The organism is Streptomyces sp. NPDC127106, from assembly GCF_042677605.1.
GTDB lineage: Bacteria > Actinomycetota > Actinomycetes > Streptomycetales > Streptomycetaceae > Streptomyces.
Map to the genome: position 1 here is coordinate 1 of NZ_JBHXTC010000008.1, position 17,163 is coordinate 17,163.

Annotated in this window: 18 protein-coding genes and 2 tRNA genes; 16 read left to right on the plus strand and 4 right to left on the minus strand. The window is 71.3% G+C overall.

Annotated features, from left to right (window positions below; all coding sequences use genetic code 11):
• Positions 1-1,375 precede the first annotated feature (1,375 nt).
• Positions 1,376-1,843 (minus strand): NUDIX hydrolase, encoded by a 468-nt coding sequence (locus ACFVGY_RS10480; protein WP_385674015.1) that lies wholly within the window; start codon positions 1,841-1,843, stop codon positions 1,376-1,378.
• Between the two features lie 18 nt (positions 1,844-1,861).
• On the opposite strand from ACFVGY_RS10480, the gene ACFVGY_RS10485 reads away from it, so the two are divergent.
• The 13 genes from ACFVGY_RS10485 to ACFVGY_RS10545 all read left to right on the plus strand — a co-directional run bounded on the left by ACFVGY_RS10485 (position 1,862) and on the right by ACFVGY_RS10545 (position 10,031).
• Complete coding sequence (locus ACFVGY_RS10485) at positions 1,862-2,641, plus strand: GntR family transcriptional regulator (RefSeq protein WP_385674018.1); 780 nt, start codon at positions 1,862-1,864, stop codon at positions 2,639-2,641.
• Between the two features lie 139 nt (positions 2,642-2,780).
• Positions 2,781-3,128: a hypothetical protein gene (locus ACFVGY_RS10490; protein WP_385674021.1), complete on the plus strand. Its 348-nt coding sequence runs from the start codon at positions 2,781-2,783 to the stop codon at positions 3,126-3,128.
• Between the two features lie 4 nt (positions 3,129-3,132).
• Positions 3,133-4,470, plus strand: a complete 1,338-nt coding sequence (locus tag ACFVGY_RS10495) for an FtsK/SpoIIIE domain-containing protein (protein ID WP_385674024.1) — start codon at positions 3,133-3,135, stop codon at positions 4,468-4,470.
• Between the two features lie 85 nt (positions 4,471-4,555).
• Positions 4,556-5,248: a DUF2637 domain-containing protein gene (locus ACFVGY_RS10500; protein ID WP_385674027.1), complete on the plus strand. Its 693-nt coding sequence runs from the start codon at positions 4,556-4,558 to the stop codon at positions 5,246-5,248.
• A 14-nt stretch (positions 5,249-5,262) separates the two neighbouring features.
• Positions 5,263-5,451: a mobile element transfer protein gene (locus tag ACFVGY_RS10505; protein ID WP_385674030.1), complete on the plus strand. Its 189-nt coding sequence runs from the start codon at positions 5,263-5,265 to the stop codon at positions 5,449-5,451.
• Between the two features lie 19 nt (positions 5,452-5,470).
• Positions 5,471-5,629, plus strand: coding sequence for a hypothetical protein (locus tag ACFVGY_RS10510; protein ID WP_385674033.1), 159 nt, complete (start codon positions 5,471-5,473; stop codon positions 5,627-5,629).
• Positions 5,630-5,647: 18 nt separating this feature from the next.
• Positions 5,648-5,965 carry a SpdD protein gene (locus tag ACFVGY_RS10515; RefSeq protein ID WP_385674036.1) on the plus strand — a complete coding sequence of 106 codons (318 nt, stop codon included), beginning with the start codon at positions 5,648-5,650 and terminating at the stop codon, positions 5,963-5,965.
• A gap of 90 nt (positions 5,966-6,055) precedes the next feature.
• Positions 6,056-6,613 (plus strand): GGDEF domain-containing protein, encoded by a 558-nt coding sequence (locus ACFVGY_RS10520; RefSeq protein WP_385674039.1) that lies wholly within the window; start codon positions 6,056-6,058, stop codon positions 6,611-6,613.
• An 89-nt stretch (positions 6,614-6,702) separates the two neighbouring features.
• On the plus strand, positions 6,703-6,891 hold the full coding sequence (locus ACFVGY_RS10525) for a hypothetical protein (RefSeq protein ID WP_385674042.1): 189 nt from the start codon (positions 6,703-6,705) through the stop codon (positions 6,889-6,891).
• A gap of 5 nt (positions 6,892-6,896) precedes the next feature.
• Complete coding sequence (locus ACFVGY_RS10530) at positions 6,897-7,220, plus strand: hypothetical protein (RefSeq protein WP_385674044.1); 324 nt, start codon at positions 6,897-6,899, stop codon at positions 7,218-7,220.
• Positions 7,217-8,602, plus strand: coding sequence for a replication initiator protein RepSA (gene repSA, locus ACFVGY_RS10535; protein WP_385674047.1), 1,386 nt, complete (start codon positions 7,217-7,219; stop codon positions 8,600-8,602). The genes ACFVGY_RS10530 and repSA overlap by 4 nt, the downstream gene beginning before the upstream one ends.
• A complete protein-coding gene (locus tag ACFVGY_RS10540; protein ID WP_385674050.1) occupies positions 8,599-8,805 on the plus strand; it encodes an excisionase family DNA-binding protein in 207 nt (68 codons plus the stop codon). Before repSA ends, ACFVGY_RS10540 begins: the two co-directional genes overlap by 4 nt.
• A complete protein-coding gene (locus tag ACFVGY_RS10545; protein WP_385674053.1) occupies positions 8,793-10,031 on the plus strand; it encodes a tyrosine-type recombinase/integrase in 1,239 nt (412 codons plus the stop codon). The genes ACFVGY_RS10540 and ACFVGY_RS10545 overlap by 13 nt, the downstream gene beginning before the upstream one ends.
• A gap of 78 nt (positions 10,032-10,109) precedes the next feature.
• Here the strand turns inward: ACFVGY_RS10545 and ACFVGY_RS10550 are convergent.
• A tRNA-Arg gene (locus ACFVGY_RS10550) sits at positions 10,110-10,182 on the minus strand.
• Positions 10,183-10,452: 270 nt separating this feature from the next.
• Positions 10,453-10,543 (minus strand) — tRNA-Ser (locus ACFVGY_RS10555).
• A 202-nt stretch (positions 10,544-10,745) separates the two neighbouring features.
• Between ACFVGY_RS10555 and ACFVGY_RS10560 the strand changes: the two genes are divergently transcribed.
• The 3 genes from ACFVGY_RS10560 to ACFVGY_RS10570 all read left to right on the plus strand — a co-directional run bounded on the left by ACFVGY_RS10560 (position 10,746) and on the right by ACFVGY_RS10570 (position 15,376).
• Entirely contained in the window at positions 10,746-11,180 is a 435-nt protein-coding gene (locus tag ACFVGY_RS10560) for an SSI family serine proteinase inhibitor (protein ID WP_385674056.1), read from the plus strand.
• A gap of 119 nt (positions 11,181-11,299) precedes the next feature.
• Positions 11,300-14,788, plus strand: a complete 3,489-nt coding sequence (locus tag ACFVGY_RS10565) for a PAS domain-containing protein (protein ID WP_385674059.1) — start codon at positions 11,300-11,302, stop codon at positions 14,786-14,788.
• 12 nt (positions 14,789-14,800) lie between these two features.
• Complete coding sequence (locus ACFVGY_RS10570) at positions 14,801-15,376, plus strand: antibiotic biosynthesis monooxygenase (RefSeq protein ID WP_385674062.1); 576 nt, start codon at positions 14,801-14,803, stop codon at positions 15,374-15,376.
• Between the two features lie 7 nt (positions 15,377-15,383).
• Here the strand turns inward: ACFVGY_RS10570 and ACFVGY_RS10575 are convergent, their stop codons facing one another.
• Positions 15,384-17,030, minus strand: a complete 1,647-nt coding sequence (locus tag ACFVGY_RS10575; RefSeq protein ID WP_385674065.1) for a long-chain fatty acid--CoA ligase — start codon at positions 17,028-17,030, stop codon at positions 15,384-15,386.
• Positions 17,031-17,163 lie beyond the last annotated feature (133 nt).

Below are 17,163 nucleotides of genomic sequence, written 5' to 3' on the forward strand. Positions count from 1 at the left end.
CACAGCCCCCCCCTCGCCTCCCCCCCGCGCCCGCGCCCGCGGGGGCGGGGCCCCCCCCCCCCCCCCGCCTCTACGTGATCTACTCACCACCTGAAACCAAGTGGTGTTGCGACGACCCCTTGAACCCAAGAACCGGGGGGCCTCTTCGGCTGTGCACTCGGCAGGATTCGAACCTGCAACCTTCTGATCCGTAGCTCTACAGAGATAGGTCGGCAACGGTCATATCGGGTGCGTCACGACCAGCTCGGGGTACTGACGGTCAGGTACGGCCGCTGTGGTTGCGGTACCGAGTTGCTGTACCGGGATCAACGATGCCGCGCAGGAACCGCCGCCCTCTGGATGCGCCCGCCAGCCTCCCGCCCCAGCAACAAGGCCACGACACCCCCCAGCAAGGGCAGTACGGTGACGACGAGTTCCGGTGGCACTCGCCAGACAACGACCACAATGATGACGACCGATGCCCAGGGCCCGTCCGGGATGCTTGACAGCGGCTGCCGTCGAGGCGTCAAACTCATAGAGATGCTTCCTTTGCAAGCGTCGCATGCCCGTCAGTACCGCAATCGGTTGCAGCCACAGCGGTGCTGGCGGGCTCTTTCGTTGTCCAGCGTGAAGCCCTCCAAAGGTGGCTCTCCACGGTGCGCACCCTGGCGAAGGGTGGCGAATCAAGAGGGCGAGCCATCGCGTTCCATGGCGCGCCCTAGCGTATGCAGACCCAAATGACGGATATGGCAGATATGCGCCATTCGAACAAGCAAATCGATCCCATCAGAGACAGGCGGGGAGTGGAGGCCGCAGCCGCACCGCGCCCCCGCTGTCATCCCGTCTGCCGTCGACCCACACGTACGTGGAGCGGACGCGGGTCCTGGCGTCCAGGTGGAGCGCGCCACTGTACGAACGACCTGGACGCCAGGACCCGTGTCTGCTCGGCTTGCCTGGGTCGACGGCAGGCGGGATGACAGCTCCCCACCCGCACCACAAACCGGCCCGCACCCGCAGTGCAGACCCCCGTCATCCCGGAGCCTGAGCGCCCCCGCCGGAGGCATGGTTCTGACCGTGGCTTGGGCTCATGTGCGGTCCCGCGAGCAGGTGAGGGCCCTGGGTAAATTCGGGCAGGCCTGGCTGGACGGGCTCGGGTGGATCGTGGCCGTTCGGTGGCCTGGGCTCGCTCGGCCTGGCGGCCTGGGCCAGAGTGGGGTGTAACCGCGGATTTGAGCGGGTTCAGGCGCCGCGGGGGAGTCCCCCCATCAAACCCGCGCTGTCTGGCGCGCGGCCGGCGGCCGGGCTGGAGCGGGGCGGAGACAGGAGCGCAGGCCCGGCCGGCGGGCGCGCTCGCCGCGCCGTGCGCGGCGGGTGCCTTGATGGAGTAGGGAAACTTTCACCGCACCGCGAAGAGCTGGCGCCCGTCATGGCTCCGCACGTGGGGCCCGCGTCCGTCCAAGGCGTCCAGGAGCCGGATTGCGTAGACCTCGGACATCCGCTCGGACACCTCTTCAGGCGTGAGCCACTGGACGGCCGTGGTCTCGTCCGAAGTGCACTCGGCACCCCCCACCGGCTTGCAGCGGAAGACCAGCGCGACGACGCCCACGACGACGTTCTTGTAGACCCCTGTCAGCTCGGCGACGTCGACTTGGAGGCCGGTCTCCTCCAGGACCTCGCGGCGCACGCCCTCCTCCGGAGTCTCCTCCAGTTCCAGCACTCCGCCCGGGAGCTCCCACGTACCGTTGTCCGCCCTCTGGATCGCCAGGAGCCGACCGTCGTCGCGGACCACCACACCCGCTACGGACACGGAATGGCGGGGCGTTGACCTGGTCGTCGGGGCGCTGTTACTCATGTACAGGAGCATAGGAGGAAGAAAAGGACCATGGGAACAGCTGTAGGAGGTGGCAAGGCCGTACCCCGGTACTTGCAGATCGCCGAGGACATCGTCCAGCAGATCAGAGCCGGCACTCTCAAGCCCGGCGACCAGGTGCCGAGTGAAGCCGAGATGGTGGAGCGCTACGGCGTGTCCGGCGGGACCATCCGCAAGGCCATGACCGAGATCCGGGCCAGTGGGCTCGTGGACACCCGGCACGGCAAGGGCTCGTACGTGAAGGCCCGGCCGCCCGTGCGGCATCGGTCCTCGGATCGGTTCCGTCGGTCGCTGCGGCGGGGTGGCAAGGCGGCGTACCTCGCCGAGTCGGAGCAGTCGGGTGCCACGGCCAAGGTCAGTGTGATCTTCATTGGTCCTATGGAGGCCCCGGAGGATATTGCCGCTCGGCTCGACGTTGAGCCCGGTACGCAGATCCTCGCGCGGCGGCGGCTGTACTTCCGCAACGGGACGCCGGTGGAGACGGCGACGTCGTACCTCCCGTGGGACGTGGTGAAGGACATTCCCGAGCTGTTCGCCGAGAACCCCGGTGGCGGTGGCATCTATGCCCGGCTGGAGGAGCACGGCCACGTGTTCGCCGAGTTCGTCGAGACCTTGCAGGCCCGGCCGGCCGCCAAGGCGGAGGCGTCCGAGCTGGCCTTGAGCCCCGGTGCCCCGGTCGTTCACCTCCTGCGGAACGCCGTCACCGAGACCGGGCGCGTGGTCGAGGTCTGCGACACCCTCATGGCGGCTGACCAGTTCGTTTTCGAGTACCGGATCCCTGCCTCCGACTGACGGGCGCTCAACTCCCTGCAACCCGCCGCGAGTTTTCTTCCGCGGCGGGTTGACTCATGTACAGGAGTGCTCCACTCTTCTTCATGTCACTCCTATACATGAGTGACGGAGTCCAACCTCTGTAGAGGAGTGATCTGTCATGCGTCAGATTCCCGTCGACACCTCCGCGGCGATGGTGATGGTTGCCCAGCCGCCGCAGCCGAAGGTCAAGGACCGCAAGACCGGTGAGATCGCCGTCGACCTGGAGACCGGCGCCCCGCTGGTCACCGTCGACGTGGTGTTCCTGATGGCCGGGGTGTCCGAGGTCCTGTCCGTCGCCGTCCCGCAGCCGGGCATCACGGGAGAGTTCGCGATGGGTACGCCGGTCGCGATCACCGGCCTCATCGCCCGGCCGTGGGAGAACGAGTTCAACGGCCAGAGGCGGCACGGAATCAGCTTCCGCGCCGCGGCGATCACCTCGCTGGCGCCCGCTCCGGCCCAGGTCTGACGCGATGACCGGCGGACAGATTGCCGCACTGGTCGGCTTATCGCTGGTCGCGGTCGGACTGGGGTGGCTGAAGTGGAAGAGGCCCGGTTGGTACTGGGTCGGCTTCGGCTGGTTGGCCACCGTGGTGCGACTGCTGTGGACATACCGCTCGGTGATGGAGGCCTGCGGGCTGACTGAGCAGCCGTCCCGGTCCCGGGTGATCCTGGCAACAGCCATGCGCCGCGCGGCCGCCCCGGCGCTCCCAAAGCCGCGCCGGATCAGGATCACGCGGTTCGGGTTGGTCCTGCGGGTCAAGATGCTGCCGGGTCAGGAAGTCCGGGACTTCGATGCAGCTACCGAACGGCTGCGACACTCCTGGCGCATGCAGGGAGTGCACGTCACCTCCCTGAAGCCCGGGTTCCTGCAGATCCGGCTCATCGGCTATGACGTACTGCGGCAGGTGGTCATGCCGCCCGACATCCCGGCGACCGAGCTCCTCAAGGTGCCGGTAGCTCTGCGGGCCGACGGCACCCCGCACATGCGGAACTTCCGGGCCAGCCCTCACGAGCTGGTCGTAGGCGCCACCGAATCAGGCAAGTCGGTCTACCTCAGGGCCCTCGTCAAGGGGTTGGCCAAGCAGCCCGTTGCGCTCGTCGGGATCGACTGCAAGTGGGGTGTGGAACTGGCACCGTTCGCCCGTCGGTTGTCCGGGCTGGCCTACACCCCGGAAGAAGCGTCCGATCTCCTGGACGCGCTGGTCGAGGAGATGATCCGGCGCTACGAGCTGATCCGGGCCTCGCAAGGCCTCGGGTCGGGCGTCACGGTGGAGGAGATCACCTCGGACGTCTGGGGCCTGCCCGAGAGCATCCGACCGGCGCCCATCGTGCTGATCGTGGACGAGGTCGCCGAGCTCTTCCTGATAGCCAACAGGTCCGACGAGAAGCGCCGGGACCACATGGTCACCCAGCTGATCCGCCTCGGACAGCTCGGCCGGGCCGCGGCCGTGTACCTGGAAATCTGCGGGCAGCGGTTCGGCTCCGACCTCGGCGCCGGCGCCACCGCCCTCCGCGCACAACTCACCGGCCGTGTGGCGCACCGCGTCAACGACGAAGCCTCCGCGAAGATGGCCCTGGGCGACATCAGCCTCCGCGCCGTGAGTGCGGCCACCAACATCGCCATCGATCGTCCCGGGACCGCCGTCGTCGGCCTGCTCTCGGGCGGGTGGGCCCGCATCCGGTCCGCGTACGTCTCCCTCGATGAGACCGCAGCCGTCTGTGCCCGGTACGAGCACCTCACCCCGGACATCCCGGCCCTGGCAGCTTTCCGCCCGCGGCGGACCGCAGTGCCCTCGCAGGGCAAGTAGACCGCCTGATCTCCCCGCATTCGGTCGGCGCGACCGTTCAGCGCCAAGTCCCTACTCCTCCCATGCCTGAAGGAGGTGAAACACCATGCACTTCAAGGTCCGTCCGGACGCGGTCCTCGTCCAGGCCGTCATTGCCGGGGCCCTGTCCTTCGCCCACCTGCACGATCTGGCCGAAGCCGCGGGGCAGGACGGTTGGAAGGCCTGGGCCTACCCGGTCAGCGTGGACCTGCTCCTCGTCGCCGCCTGGCACCGCCTACGGCTCCTGCGCGATGCCGGGGAGCCGACCCGGTCCGCCTGGACCTGGTTCGCCGTCGCCCTCGCCGCCTCGCTCGGCGCGAACGTCGCCACCGCCGGCCTTCTCGACCTGAACGCCGTCCCGGCCTGGCTGCGAATCCTCGTCGCCGGCTGGCCCGCGCTGGCCTTCCTCGGCGGAACCCTCCTCGTCCACAACCCGGCCGAGGAACCCGCCGCAGAACCGGACCCCGAGCACGAGCACCACCAGGCCAACGCGCAAGACATCGACGTCGAGCCGTTCCAAGAGCCCGATCCGGAGCCTGCCGTCAGTGAGATCCCGGCGCCGGATCCCGCTCCGGCCCTACCCCCGCCCCCGCCGCCGAACCCGGCCGTCGCCGTACCGGACGCGCTCCTCGCCTACGGCCGCAAGGTCGCCGACGAGCACCGCGCCCGCACCGGCAGCCCGATCGACGCCGACACCCTGCGCGCCCGCCTTGGCGTCCCGGCCCCCATGGCCGCGTCCATCGCCGCACAGCTCGCCTGAGAGGAGACCCGCCCGTGCCCCGCTACCGCTTCCGCGACGTCCGCCGGATCGGCCCGGTGGAGGTCGGCACCTACATCGACCGCCACGGCCGCGAGATGCACTCCGCCGCTTGCACCGCCCCCCACTGCGGCTGGTCGGCCGACTACCTCAGCCGCGCCGCCGCCGAACTCGCCGCCCACTCCCACCGCTGCGCCCCGCGCTGACCTCGAAGGAGAACCCGTCGTGGACGTCCCGCTCTGGCTCGCCCTGATCGTCGTCGGCGTCCTGGGCGTGAAGCTCGTCCGACCGCCCTGGTGGCTGGTCGCCGTGATCCTCCTCGGCGGCTTCCTCCTCGCGGACAGCTTCCTCGCCCCCGCCATCGACGCGGCCGTCAACAAGTAGCCCTGGAAGGAGAACCCGGTGTTCAAGCCCAAGTACCCCGCCCCCGACACCTACACCCCGGTGACCATCCGTCCGACCCCGGTCCCCGCCACCGACCAGCAGGAGACCGCCCCGGCCCCGGTGACGGTTCCGGCCGGCCTCGCGGCCCTGGCCCCCAAGACGCCCGGCGCCGCGGTCGCCCTCGCCGCCGGCGGGGTCGCCGGGGTCCTGGCCCTGGCCTCCGTCGCCGTCTCGCTGCTCCTGGCCGTCGCCGTCACCGCCACGGCCTTGTCCGTCAGCGCCGTCGTGGTCCTGTTCCTCGTCCGCGCCCTGCGCCAGGAGTTCGGGAACCACTGACCGGCCCGGCCTTCCGGGGGCGTCACGAGCCACCAAGCATCGCCGCCCCCGGTCGCCCACCTGCCACTTCCGACCGCACGAAGGAGCATCGTGGACCCGCAATCGATCGCCTTATGCCTGCCGCTCATCGGCTGGGCCGCCCACACCGGCCTGCTCACCCACCGCTTGGCCATGGCCCGCCGCGACCCGCTGACCGGCCTGCGCACTCGCGCCGGGTGGACCAGCCGCGCCGAGCGCTACATCCGCCGCAACGACTCCGTCGTCCTCCTGATCGACCTGGACGACTTCAAGCACCTCAACGACACCCACGGCCACGCCGCCGGGGACGCAGCCCTCGCCGCCACCGCCGCCCGGCTCACCGCCTGGTGCGGCCGCCACGGCTTCGCCGGCCGCCTCGGTGGAGACGAATTCGTCGCCGTCCACCGGCACCCCGACTACTCCCGGGCCCTCGCCGACCTCACCAACGCTCTGAACGCCCCTGTGATCTACGAGGACCGCGAGCTGCCGGTCTCCGCCTCGGTCGGCTCCTGCCGCATCGCGGACCTGCCCCTGCCGAGCCTCTCCGAGGCCCTCGCGGGCGCCGACGCCGCCATGTACGCGTCCAAGGGCACCACCGGCCGCCGCTCCCCGCGCCACACCCACCGCTGACCGTCCTCCGGGCGACGCACAAGCCACCAAGCATCGCCGCCGCCCGGACGGACCGGCCCCTCCCGACCGCAATCGAAAGGACCACCATCATGGCCCAGCACACCCCGGCTCCGCCCCGCATCTGCCCGAACTGCGACGGCTTCTCCGCCGTGCACATCACCCTCGGCGGACGCGACCGCATCGGCCAGCTGCGCACCATCACCGCCCACTGCCCGGCCTGCCACGGCACCGGCACCCGCCCTGCCCGCAGCGCCGTCATCACCCCGGCCGGACGGTGAGCGCTGTGCTGACCGACGCCGACATGAACAACCCGCTGACCGCACAGACCGCCGTGTTCGCGGCCCTCGCCCAGCTGGCCGAGCTGCACCCGGATCTGCCCGGCGCGTACATCACCACCAGCCAGATCACGCCCACCGCGGCACACGTCCTCCTCGACAGCCTGGCCGACCTTGAAGCCTGGCGGCAGGCCACCCACACCGACGCCCTGGACGTCCAGCTCAACGACTTCAAGGACGAGAAGCAGCTCCTCTTCATCGCCCCGATGGGCCGGATCACGTTGAAGGTCTACACGGTCTTCGCGCCCGCTCCTGCGGCGGTGGCTGCGTGACCGCGAACCTCGCGGACCTGGACCCCGGCCTCCTCAGTGATCTGCTGAAGGTGGCCGGGGCTCCCGGTTTCCGCCGCTGGGAGGAGCAGATCCACCGCACCGGCGGCTGCTCCGACCCGATCCACATCACCGGCTGGACCCTCACCAAGGACAAGACCAGTGGCGAGACCTACGACCGCTACTCCACCGAGAACGAGCCCGGCGCCCGCCTCCGGATCGCCTGCGGCAACCGCCGTGCCTCCCGCTGCCCGTCCTGCGCTTGGACGTACGCCGGGGACACGTACCACTTGATCCGGGCCGGGCTCGCCGGAGACGACCGCCACACCGTCCCCGCCACCGTCCGCGATCACCCCCGCGTCTTCGCCACCCTCACCGCCCCGTCCTTCGGCCCCGTCCACAACCGGCCCGACTCCGGCCGCTGCCGCTGCGGCACCCGCCACCCCACCGAGGACCCGATCCTCGGCACCGCCCTCGACCCGACCACGTACGACTACGCGGGCGCCGTCCTCTTCAACAACCACGCCGGACAGCTCTGGTCCCGCTTCACCACCCGCCTCCGCCGCGAGATCGCCGCCCGTGCCGGCCTCACCCAACGCGAGCTGAAGGAGTCGTGCCGGGTCTCCTTCGGCAAGGTCGCCGAGTTCCAAAAGCGCGGCGCCATCCACTTCCACGCCGTGATCCGCCTCGACGGGCCCATCGGCCCGCTCACCCCGCCCCCGTACTGGGCCACCACCCACCTCCTCACCGAAGCCATCCGGGCAGCCGTCGCGCACACGTACACGTCCATCACCGTCCCGGCCGCTGACGACCAGCCGACCCGCACCCTCCGCTGGGGCACCCAACTCGACATCCGCCCCATCAAGGCCTTCGGGGACGGCTCCGACATCACCGAACAGGCCGTCGCCTCGTACGTCGCCAAGTACGCCACCAAGGCCGCCGAGGACACCGGCACCCTCGACCGCCGCATCGGCAACCGTGAGGCCCTGGTCCTCCTCGACGTCCCCGACCACACCGCCCGCCTGATTGGGGCCTGCCTCGACCTGGACCCGCTCTACCCGGACCGCCGCCTCGCCGCCTGGGCCCACATGCTCGGCTTCCGCGGCCACTTCTCCACCAAGTCCCGCCAGTACTCCACCACCCTCGGCGACCTCCGCCAGACCCGCGCCGACTACCGCGCCGCCCAGGAACGCGAAGCACGCGGCCTCGCCGACATCGAACCGGACACCGTCCTCGTCCTCGCCTCCTGGCAGTACGCCGGCCACGGCCACAGCCCCGGCGAATCCGTGCTGGCGGCCTCGATCGCCCGAGACATCCAGCTCAACCGCGAGACCGCTCGCGAAGCCCTGTCCGATCAACTCGTCCTGGAAGGAGCCGCCATATGACCACCGCCGTCATCCAACGGAAGTGGCACACCACCGCCGAGGTTGCCGAGATGCTCGGCTTCGGCCTGTCCAAAACCAAGATGCTCGTCATCACTGGCGAGATTCGATCCGTGAAGATCGGCCGAAACCGGCGGATCCTGCCCGCCTGGGTGGACGAGTACGTCGAGCGGGTCACCTCCGAGACCGAGCGGTGGTCGGCATGAGCGGGAAGCGTGCCAACGGAGAGGGCTCGATCTACCCGTACAAGAACGGCTTCGCCGCGTACGCCTGGGTCGACACGCCGGACGGCAAGCGCAAGCGCAAGTACGTCTACGGCAAGACGCGGGAAGAGGTCCACGACAAGTGGATCAAGTTGCATGCTGAGGCCAAGAAGGGGCCCGTGGTGACTCGGCACCGCACAGTGGCGGCCTTCCTCGCCTACTGGCTCCAGGAGATCGTCAAGCCCGACCTCGCGCCGCTCTCGTACGTCTCGTACGAGGGGTACGTCCGGCTCTACATCGCCCCGCACCTCGGGTCGAAGCGCCTCGACAAGCTGACCGTCCGGGACGTGCGGGAGTGGCTGAACAAGCTGGCCACGATCTGCCAGTGCTGCGCCCAGGACAAGGACCAGAAGCGATCACTGGCACAGCGGCGGTGCTGCGCGGTCGGCGAGTGCTGCGAGGCCTACCCGTCCCGCCGCGTCGTCCAGGGCGCCCGTGACGCGCTCCGGGCCGCGCTGACGCACGCAGTGATCGAAGAGGAGATCGGGAAGAACGTCGCTTCGCTCGTGAAGGTGCCCAAGCCGCGGCGTCGCCGGATCAAGCCTTGGTCCGTGGTCGAGGCGGGCCGCTTCCTGGCGGACGGCGTGGCCCGGGACGATCACCTGCTCGCTGCCTGGATGCTCGTGCTCTGCCTCGGCCTGCGCCGCGGTGAGGTGCTCGGCCTGACGTGGAAGTCCGTGGACTTCGATGCCGGGCAGCTCTACGTGGACCACCAGATACAGCGGGCCGGGCGGGAGATCCTGCACCGGGAGACCAAGACCGAGGACTCCGATGACTTCCTGCCCCTGCCGGCACTCTGCCTGAAGGCGCTCCGCATGCGATGGGCACAGCAGATAGGTGATCGCAAGGCGGCGGGAGAGCTCTGGCAGGGGAGCCATGACCTGGTGTTCACGACCAAGTACGGAACGCCGATCGAGCCCGGGAACCTGACGCGAATGTTCGCGCTGCGGGCCCGCCGCGCTGGCCTCCGCGTGATCCCGCTGCGGAACACCCGGCACACGTGCAGCTCGCTCCTGGTCGCGCTCAAGGTCCACCCCAAGGTGGCCCAGAGGATCCTGCGGCACTCGCAGATCGCGATGACCATGGAGGTCTACGCCGAGGCGAGCGAAGAAGACATGCGTGACGCGCTGGCCAAGCTGTCCGAGGCCATGGGCGGCATCGGCGGCTAGGGCGGTTGCTGTACTTCGCTGCTGTACGCGCGGGAAACGCCAGAGGCCCCGGATTTCTCCGGGGCCTCTGGCCTGCTGTGCACTCGGCAGGATTCGAACCTGCAACCTTCTGATCCGTAGTCAGATGCTCTATCCGTTAAGCTACGAGTGCTTGGGCTTCCCGGGGTTTTTCGCCCCGTTGGCCTTGCGAGAACAACAATACATGGACCTTGCCGGGACGCGAAATCCGTTAACCAAACCGGCTCTGACCTGCGAAAACGCCCCGGAGGGTGATCGTCCGGACGGATGCGCGCCCCGACCGGGTGCGTACGGACCCCGAACACTGCCGCGGTTCGGACGGCCTTCATGGGCGCGGAGGATGCGGAGCACGCCGGAAACGCAGCGAAGCCCCGGTCCGTGAGGACCGGGGCTTCGCTGACTGCGGAGGCGGAGGGATTTGAACCCTCGATGGGGGGTAAGCCCCAAACCGCATTAGCAGTGCGGCGCCATAGACCGGACTAGGCGACGCCTCCAGTGCACCCCCGCGTAGAGGGTGCGTGCAGATGATGACACAGCCGCAGGGCCGGTCACCAATCCGCTCCCACGGTACTAGGCAAGCTGGCCACAGAGCAAAGGCTTAATCACTCCCGGCACACGGGTCCGCGGCGGCCGTCACGCACCGCGTGCGCACGTCGTTGGTCCGGCGTACGACGTACGGACGACCTGGAGTGCCCCATGCTGCGACTCGCCGCCTTCGCCGTCACCTCCGTCCTGGCCACCGCCGCCGCGGGCCCGCTGCCGCCGCTGGCCCCGCTGCCCCTCGACCGGCTGCTGTCCTCCCCCGACCGCCTCACGATCTCCGTCTCCCACACCGGCAACCCCCGGGCGGACGGGGAGTACCTGCTCGCGTGCAACCCCGTCGGCGGGGACCATCCGCGGGCGGAGCAGGCGTGCGCCCGCCTCGACCGCTTCGCCAAGGCCGGCGAGAACCCCTTCGCCGAGGGGTCCAAGCGTCAGATGTGCACCCAGCAGGACGGCGGGCCGGCCAGGGCGCACATCACCGGCACGTGGCAGGGCCGCAAGGTGAACGCCTCATTCCGGCGGACCAACGGGTGCGAGATCGCACGGTGGCGCAACCTGGAACCTGTGCTTCCGGCCGGGCGCTCCTGACCTGGGAGGATGTGGCGGATGCCCGGAGTACCCGGAACATCCGCCACCTCGGGCCGGGGCCGTGCCCTTAGACTCCTCCCGTGACATGCCGGTAGACGTGGTCAGGGAGGAAGCTCGTCGTGAGCAGCAGGCCATCCCGAGGCGCTGCTCGCCTCGCAGCAATACTCGACGCGCTTCCGGACGCGCTGCTGCTCGTCAACGCCAACGGCACGGTCGTCAACGCGAATTCGATCGCCCTCGAGGTCATGGAGAGCCCCGGCACCGGCCTGGTCGGTCGCGGCGTGCTCGACCTGTTCCCCGACTTCGACTCCAAGCTGATCCCCGGCTCCATGCGCCGCCCCGGCGACGACGACGGCGGCCGGGCCAAGCCCAAGCGGATGGTCGCGCGGCGCACCGACGGCAGCGAGTTCCCGGTCGAGGTCACCCACGCCCACCTGGACGGCCGGGACGCCTACCGCGAGCCGCAGCCCGCCTACACCGGGGACGAGCTGCTGATGCTCGTCGTACGCGACCTCTCCGAGACCGTGGACACCGAGGCCGAGCTGGCCCGCTCGCAGCGGCAGACCGAGATGATCCTGCGCGCCGCCGCCGAAGGCGTCGTCGGCACGGACACCGACGGCCGCGTCGTCCTCGTCAACCCGGCGGCCGCGCAGATCCTCGGCTACCGCGCCACCGACCTCGGCAACCGCGAGCTGCACGCCCTGATCCAGCACTCGCGCGCCGACGGCTCCCCGTTCCCGTTCGAGGAGTCCCCGCTCGCCGACACCCTGCGCAGCGGCCGCAAGCACCGGGTGCGCGGCCAGGTGCTGTGGAACAAGGCCGGACAGCCGGTCTCCGTGGACCTGACCACCTCCCCCGTGCGCGACGGCGACGTGCTCGTCGGCGCCGTCATGACCTTCACCGACCGGCGGCCCTTCGACGCGCTGGCCGCACGGCACGCCCAGCTCGTCGCGGTCCTCGGCGACTCCCTGCGGGGCCCGTTGGACGAGCTGCGCGGCGAGTTGGCCACCCTGGCCGCCGACGACGGCGGCCAGCTGTGGCCCGAGGCCAACCAGCTGCTGCACCACCTGGCCGCCGGGTACTCCCGGATGACCACCCTCGTCGACAACGTGCTCGCCTACCAGCGCCTGGACGCGGGCAGCGAGAAGCTGAAGAAGAAGAACGTCCTGATGGACGGCGTCGTCAAGGCCGGCGTCGACGGCGCCGTCGAGCTGATCGGCCCGGGCCGGGCACAGTTCGCCGTGCACGCGCCGACCATCGAGGCCGAGGTGGACGCGGAACGGATCGCCACCGCCCTCGCGCACCTCGTCGCGGACGTCGCCGGGGTGGACGCCACCGGCAAGACCCCCCAGGGCAGTGGATACGCGGACTCCACGATCGTGGTGGCCGCCGCGCAGCGCGGCAAGGTCGTACGCATCGAGGTGCGCGGGCCGTACCAGGGCGGCGACCCGGTGCACGAGCCGATCGTGCGCGGCATCGTGACCGCGCACGGGGGCATGCTGCAGACGGTGGAGGTGCCCGGCGCGCCCGGCGGCGCGTACGTCCTGGAGCTCCCGCTGGGCTCAGGAGCCGGGACGGTGACCTTGCCCGAGCCGGAACCGGAACCCGAGCCGGAGCCCGAGCCGCAGCCGCAGACGGACGCGCAGGGCGGCAGGGCAGCCGACGGAGCGGCCGCCAAGGGCACCGGCGGCCGGCGCGGCCGGCGCGGGGTGGACGCCTTCCTGGAGGATTCCGCGGACGAGGCGGACGCGCCCGGCGGCGCCTCGGCCGGGGCAGCGCTAGCGCTGCCCTCCGGGCGTCGGCGGGCCCCCGGTGAGGTTCCCGCGGACGCGGCCGCCCCCGCGCTCGCGCAGTCTCCGGTGAACCCGGCCGGCCTCGGCACCGGCCGCCGGCGCGGCCGGGACGGCGACGGCGAGGGCGCCGAGGGGGGTGCCGGCCGGCCCGTGCCCCCGCAAGGCACCGCCATGCCCGCACTGCCGCCGGTCCCCGCTGTACCCGCAGTGCCTTCGGTCCCGGTGAGCGAGCACCCCGCCGGGCGGCGGCGTGCGCTGGGCCAGGCCGGCCCGGCCCGGCCCGGTGGTCCCGTGCCCGCGGCAGGACTCGCACCCGCCGTGGGCGCCGGCGGCCCGGCACCCGCCCGGCCGATCGCCCCGGAGGGCGGCTTCGCGCTGCCCGCCGGTCCGACGCCCGCGCCGGCCCCCGTTCCCGCTGCAACTGCGACCGCTGCGGCCGTTCCCGTTGCCGCTCCCGCCGCCGGACCGGTCCCGGCCGTGGCCGGATCGCCCGGGTCCGCCCCCGGCGGCACCCCGGTTCCGGCCGGCGCCGCAGCCCCTGGCGGCGCTCCCGGTTCCGCTCCGGGTGCCGGGCCCGGCGCCCCCGCCGCCGGCGAGGCTCCGGTCGGGCGGCGTGCCCGGCGGGCGCTGGGCACGCCCGGCGCGGAGTCCGCGGCTCCCGCCGCGCAGGCGGCTGCGGGCGACGGTGAGGCCGTACCGCCGACCGGGCGGCGCCGTGCCCTGCCGCCCACCCCCGCCTGGCCGGTTCCGGCGGCCCGCACCGCCCCCGAAGACGACGAGCCGGCCGGCCGGGCTGCCGTGCCCGCGGCCCGGCAGCCGCAGGACGGGCCGACCGAGCCCGGACAGCCGATCAGCGTCCGCACCCTCGGCCAGGGCATCTCGGTCGACCCGGCCGCTGCTTCCGGCAACGGCGCCGCCACCGGTGGTTCCGGACGCCGACGGCGGCTCGCCGAGCCCGCGCCGCAGGGCCGTGCCTTCGTGATAGGCGCCCCGGAGGCGGGCGCGGCCGAAGGGCCGGAGCCACTGGACGGGCCCGGCGGCGCCGTCGAGGTGGTCAGCCGGCCCGTTCCGCCGCCGGTCGACGACGAGCTGCCGCCGGAGCCGCTGGACAACCCGCGCCGGCTCCTGGTGTGGCCCGCGCCCGACGCGCAGACCCAGCAGGCGCTCAACGACAACGGCTACCGCCCGGTGGTCGTTCACTCCCGCGAGGAAGTGGACGCGCAGATCGCCGCGTTCCCCGCTGCCCTGTTCGTGGACCCGCTGACCGGCCCGATCACCCGCACCGCCCTGCAGTCGCTGCGCGCGGCTGCGGTGGCCGCGGAGGTGCCCGTCCTGGTCACGGCCGGGCTCGGCCACGCCTCCCGCGAGGCGGCGTACGGCGCGGATCCGGCGGTGCTCCTCAAGGCGCTCGCGCCGCGCGACAGCGAGCAGCACCCCTCGCGGGTCCTGCTGATCGAGGAGCGCGACGGGATCGCGACCGCGCTCACGGCCGCGCTCGAACGGCGCGGCCTCCAGGTGGCCCGGGCGGGCGCGGACACCGACGCGGCGGAGCTGGCGTCCCGGATGCGACCCAACCTGGTGGTCATGGACCTCATGCAGGTGCGCCGCCGGCGGGCCGGCATCGTCGACTGGCTGCGCGCCAACGGCCAGCTCAACCGGACCCCGCTGGTGGTCTACACGGCCACCGGCATCGACGATGCCGTGCTGCCGAGGCTCGTGTCCGGGGAGAGCGTGCTCTTCCTCGCCGAGCGGGCCACCACCGCGGACGTCCAGGGACGCATCGTGGACATCCTGTCCAAGATCGGCACCAACTAGTCACCCGACCCGATGGCCATCACCGACACGTCCGAGCACGCCGTCCCCGCCGACAACGGGGAGGTGAGCCTCCTCATCGCCCGGCAGGTCGAGCCCGGGTACGAGGAGGCGTTCGAGACCTGGGCGCGCGGAATCCTGGAGACCGCCGCGTCCTTCCCCGATCACCTCGGCTACGGGCTGTTCCGCCCGGCGCGCAACGGCGGGCCCTGGTTCCTCGTGCACCGCTTCCGCGACCAGGCCGCGCTGCGGCGCTGGCAGGACTCCCCGGAGCGGGCCGCCTTCTTCGCGAACTGCGAGGGCCATCACCACACGGAAATAGCCCGGCGCGAGCTGCACGGCATGGAGACCTGGTTCGCGAAGCCGGGTACGGTCCAGCCCGCGCCGCCCCGGTGGAAGATGGCGATCAGCTCGGGGCTCGCCATCTTCCCGATCTCACTGGTGGGCAACGCGGTGCTCGGGCCGTACCTGGTCGACGTGAACTTCGTGCTGCGGACGGCGGTCTTCGCCGCCGTCTTCAGCACCCTGATGACCTACGTGGCCATGCCCGCCGTCAGCAGGCTGCTGCGGCCCTGGCTCACGCGCGGCTGACGGCGGCTCAGTCGAGCACGGTGACGTCGAGCTCGCCGTCGGCGTACTGCCTGCGGATCACCTTCTTGTCGAACTTGCCTACGCTGGTCTTGGGGACCGCCTCGATGAAGGTCCAGCGCTCGGGCAGCTGCCACTTGGCGATGGACTGGCCGAGGAAGGCGCGCAGCGTCGTGTAGTCCACGCTCCCGGCCTCCTTGAGGACGACGGTGGCCAGGGGGCGCTCGCCCCACTTGTCGTCCGGGACGGCGACGACCGCGGCTTCGGCGACCTCGGGGTGTGCCATCAACGCGTTCTCCAGCTCCACACTGGAGATCCACTCGCCGCCGGACTTGATCACGTCCTTGGCGCGGTCGGTGAGCGTGAGGAAGCCGTCCGGGCTGATCACGCCGACGTCGCCGGTCTTGAGCCAGCCGTCGGAGGTGAACTTGTCCTCGGGACGCAGCGGTTCACCCGATCCTCCGTAGTAGGCACCCGCGATCCAGGGGCCGCGCACCTCCAGCTCGCCCGCCGACTTCCCGTCCCAGGGCAGGACGTCACCGCCGGGGCCGACCAGGCGGGGTTCTACGCCCGTCGGGAAGCGGCCCTGGGTGATCCGGTACGGCCACTCCTCGTCGGCGCTCAGGCCGGCCGGAGGGTGTGCCATGGTGCCGAGCGGCGAGGTCTCGGTCATGCCCCAGGCGTGGCAGAGGCGGACACCGAGCCTGTCGTACGCCTCCATCAGGGCGGGCGGGCAGGCCGCGCCGCCGATGGTGACCTGCCGCATGGACGTCAGGTCGCGCGGGCGGGCGGTGACCTCGGCGAGGAGCCCCTGCCAGATGGTGGGGACGGCCGCGGCGTGTGTGGGCCGCTCCCGCTCGATCATCTCGGCGAGCGGGGCGGGCTGCAGGAACCGGTCCGGCATCAGCATGTTGATGCCGGTCATGAAGGTGGCGTGGGGCAGGCCCCAGGCGTTCACGTGGAACTGCGGGACGACGATGAGGCTGGTGTCCTTGTCGTTCAGCCCCATCGACTCGGCCATGTTGACCTGCATGGAGTGCAGGTAGATGGAACGGTGCGAGTAGACGACGCCCTTCGGGTCGCCGGTGGTGCCGGAGGTGTAGCACATAGCGGCGGCCTGGCGCTCGTCCAGCTCCGGCCAGTCGTAGTGGTCGGAGCGGCCCGCGAGGAGCTCCTCGTACTCGTGGACGCGGACGCCGAGCCCGTCGAGTGCGGAGCGGTCGCCGATGCCCGAGACGACCACGTGCTCGACGGTGGGCAGGTGCGGCAGCAGCGGGGCGAGCAGCGGCAGCAGGCTCCCGTTGACCAGAACGACCCGGTCGGCGGCGTGGTTGACGATGAAGACGAGCTGCTCGGGAGGAAGCCTGAGGTTGAGGGTGTGCAGGACGGCGCCCATCGAGGGGATCGCGAAGTACGCCTCGACGTGCTCCGCGTTGTTCCACATCAGAGTCCCTATGGCATCCGACTCTTGGACTCCGAGTTCGTCACGCAGCGCGTGGGCGAGCTGTGCAGCGCGGGCGCCGATCTCTGCGAAGCTGCGCCGGTGCGGCTCGGCCTCGCCGGTCCAGGTCGTGACCTGGGACTTTCCGTGGATCGTCGTCCCGTGCCGGAGTATCCGGCTGACGAGGAGCGGTACGTCCTGCATGGTGCTCAGCAAAGCGTCCTCCCGTGTGCGCTGCGGCGCTGCGGCGGCTTGGATTGCTGCCGATTCTGCGCACGTACCGGTCGGCATGTCACTACCCGGGGGTACAAACACGGCGCGCAATCGCTGTCGGAGCGCGCGGCGTGGC

Excerpts from the sequence above, each read along its gene's own strand:
- ACFVGY_RS10480 (WP_385674015.1), bottom strand. The coding sequence starts at position 1,843 with ATGCTCCTGTACATGAGTAACAGCGCCCCGACGACCAGGTCAACGCCC.
- ACFVGY_RS10485 (WP_385674018.1), top strand. The coding sequence starts at position 1,862 with ATGGGAACAGCTGTAGGAGGTGGCAAGGCCGTACCCCGGTACTTGCAG.
- ACFVGY_RS10490 (WP_385674021.1), top strand. The coding sequence starts at position 2,781 with ATGCGTCAGATTCCCGTCGACACCTCCGCGGCGATGGTGATGGTTGCC.
- ACFVGY_RS10495 (WP_385674024.1), top strand. The coding sequence starts at position 3,133 with ATGACCGGCGGACAGATTGCCGCACTGGTCGGCTTATCGCTGGTCGCG.
- ACFVGY_RS10500 (WP_385674027.1), top strand. The coding sequence starts at position 4,556 with ATGCACTTCAAGGTCCGTCCGGACGCGGTCCTCGTCCAGGCCGTCATT.
- ACFVGY_RS10525 (WP_385674042.1), top strand. The coding sequence starts at position 6,703 with ATGGCCCAGCACACCCCGGCTCCGCCCCGCATCTGCCCGAACTGCGAC.
- ACFVGY_RS10540 (WP_385674050.1), top strand. The coding sequence starts at position 8,599 with ATGACCACCGCCGTCATCCAACGGAAGTGGCACACCACCGCCGAGGTT.
- ACFVGY_RS10560 (WP_385674056.1), top strand. The coding sequence starts at position 10,746 with ATGCTGCGACTCGCCGCCTTCGCCGTCACCTCCGTCCTGGCCACCGCC.
- ACFVGY_RS10570 (WP_385674062.1), top strand. The coding sequence starts at position 14,801 with ATGGCCATCACCGACACGTCCGAGCACGCCGTCCCCGCCGACAACGGG.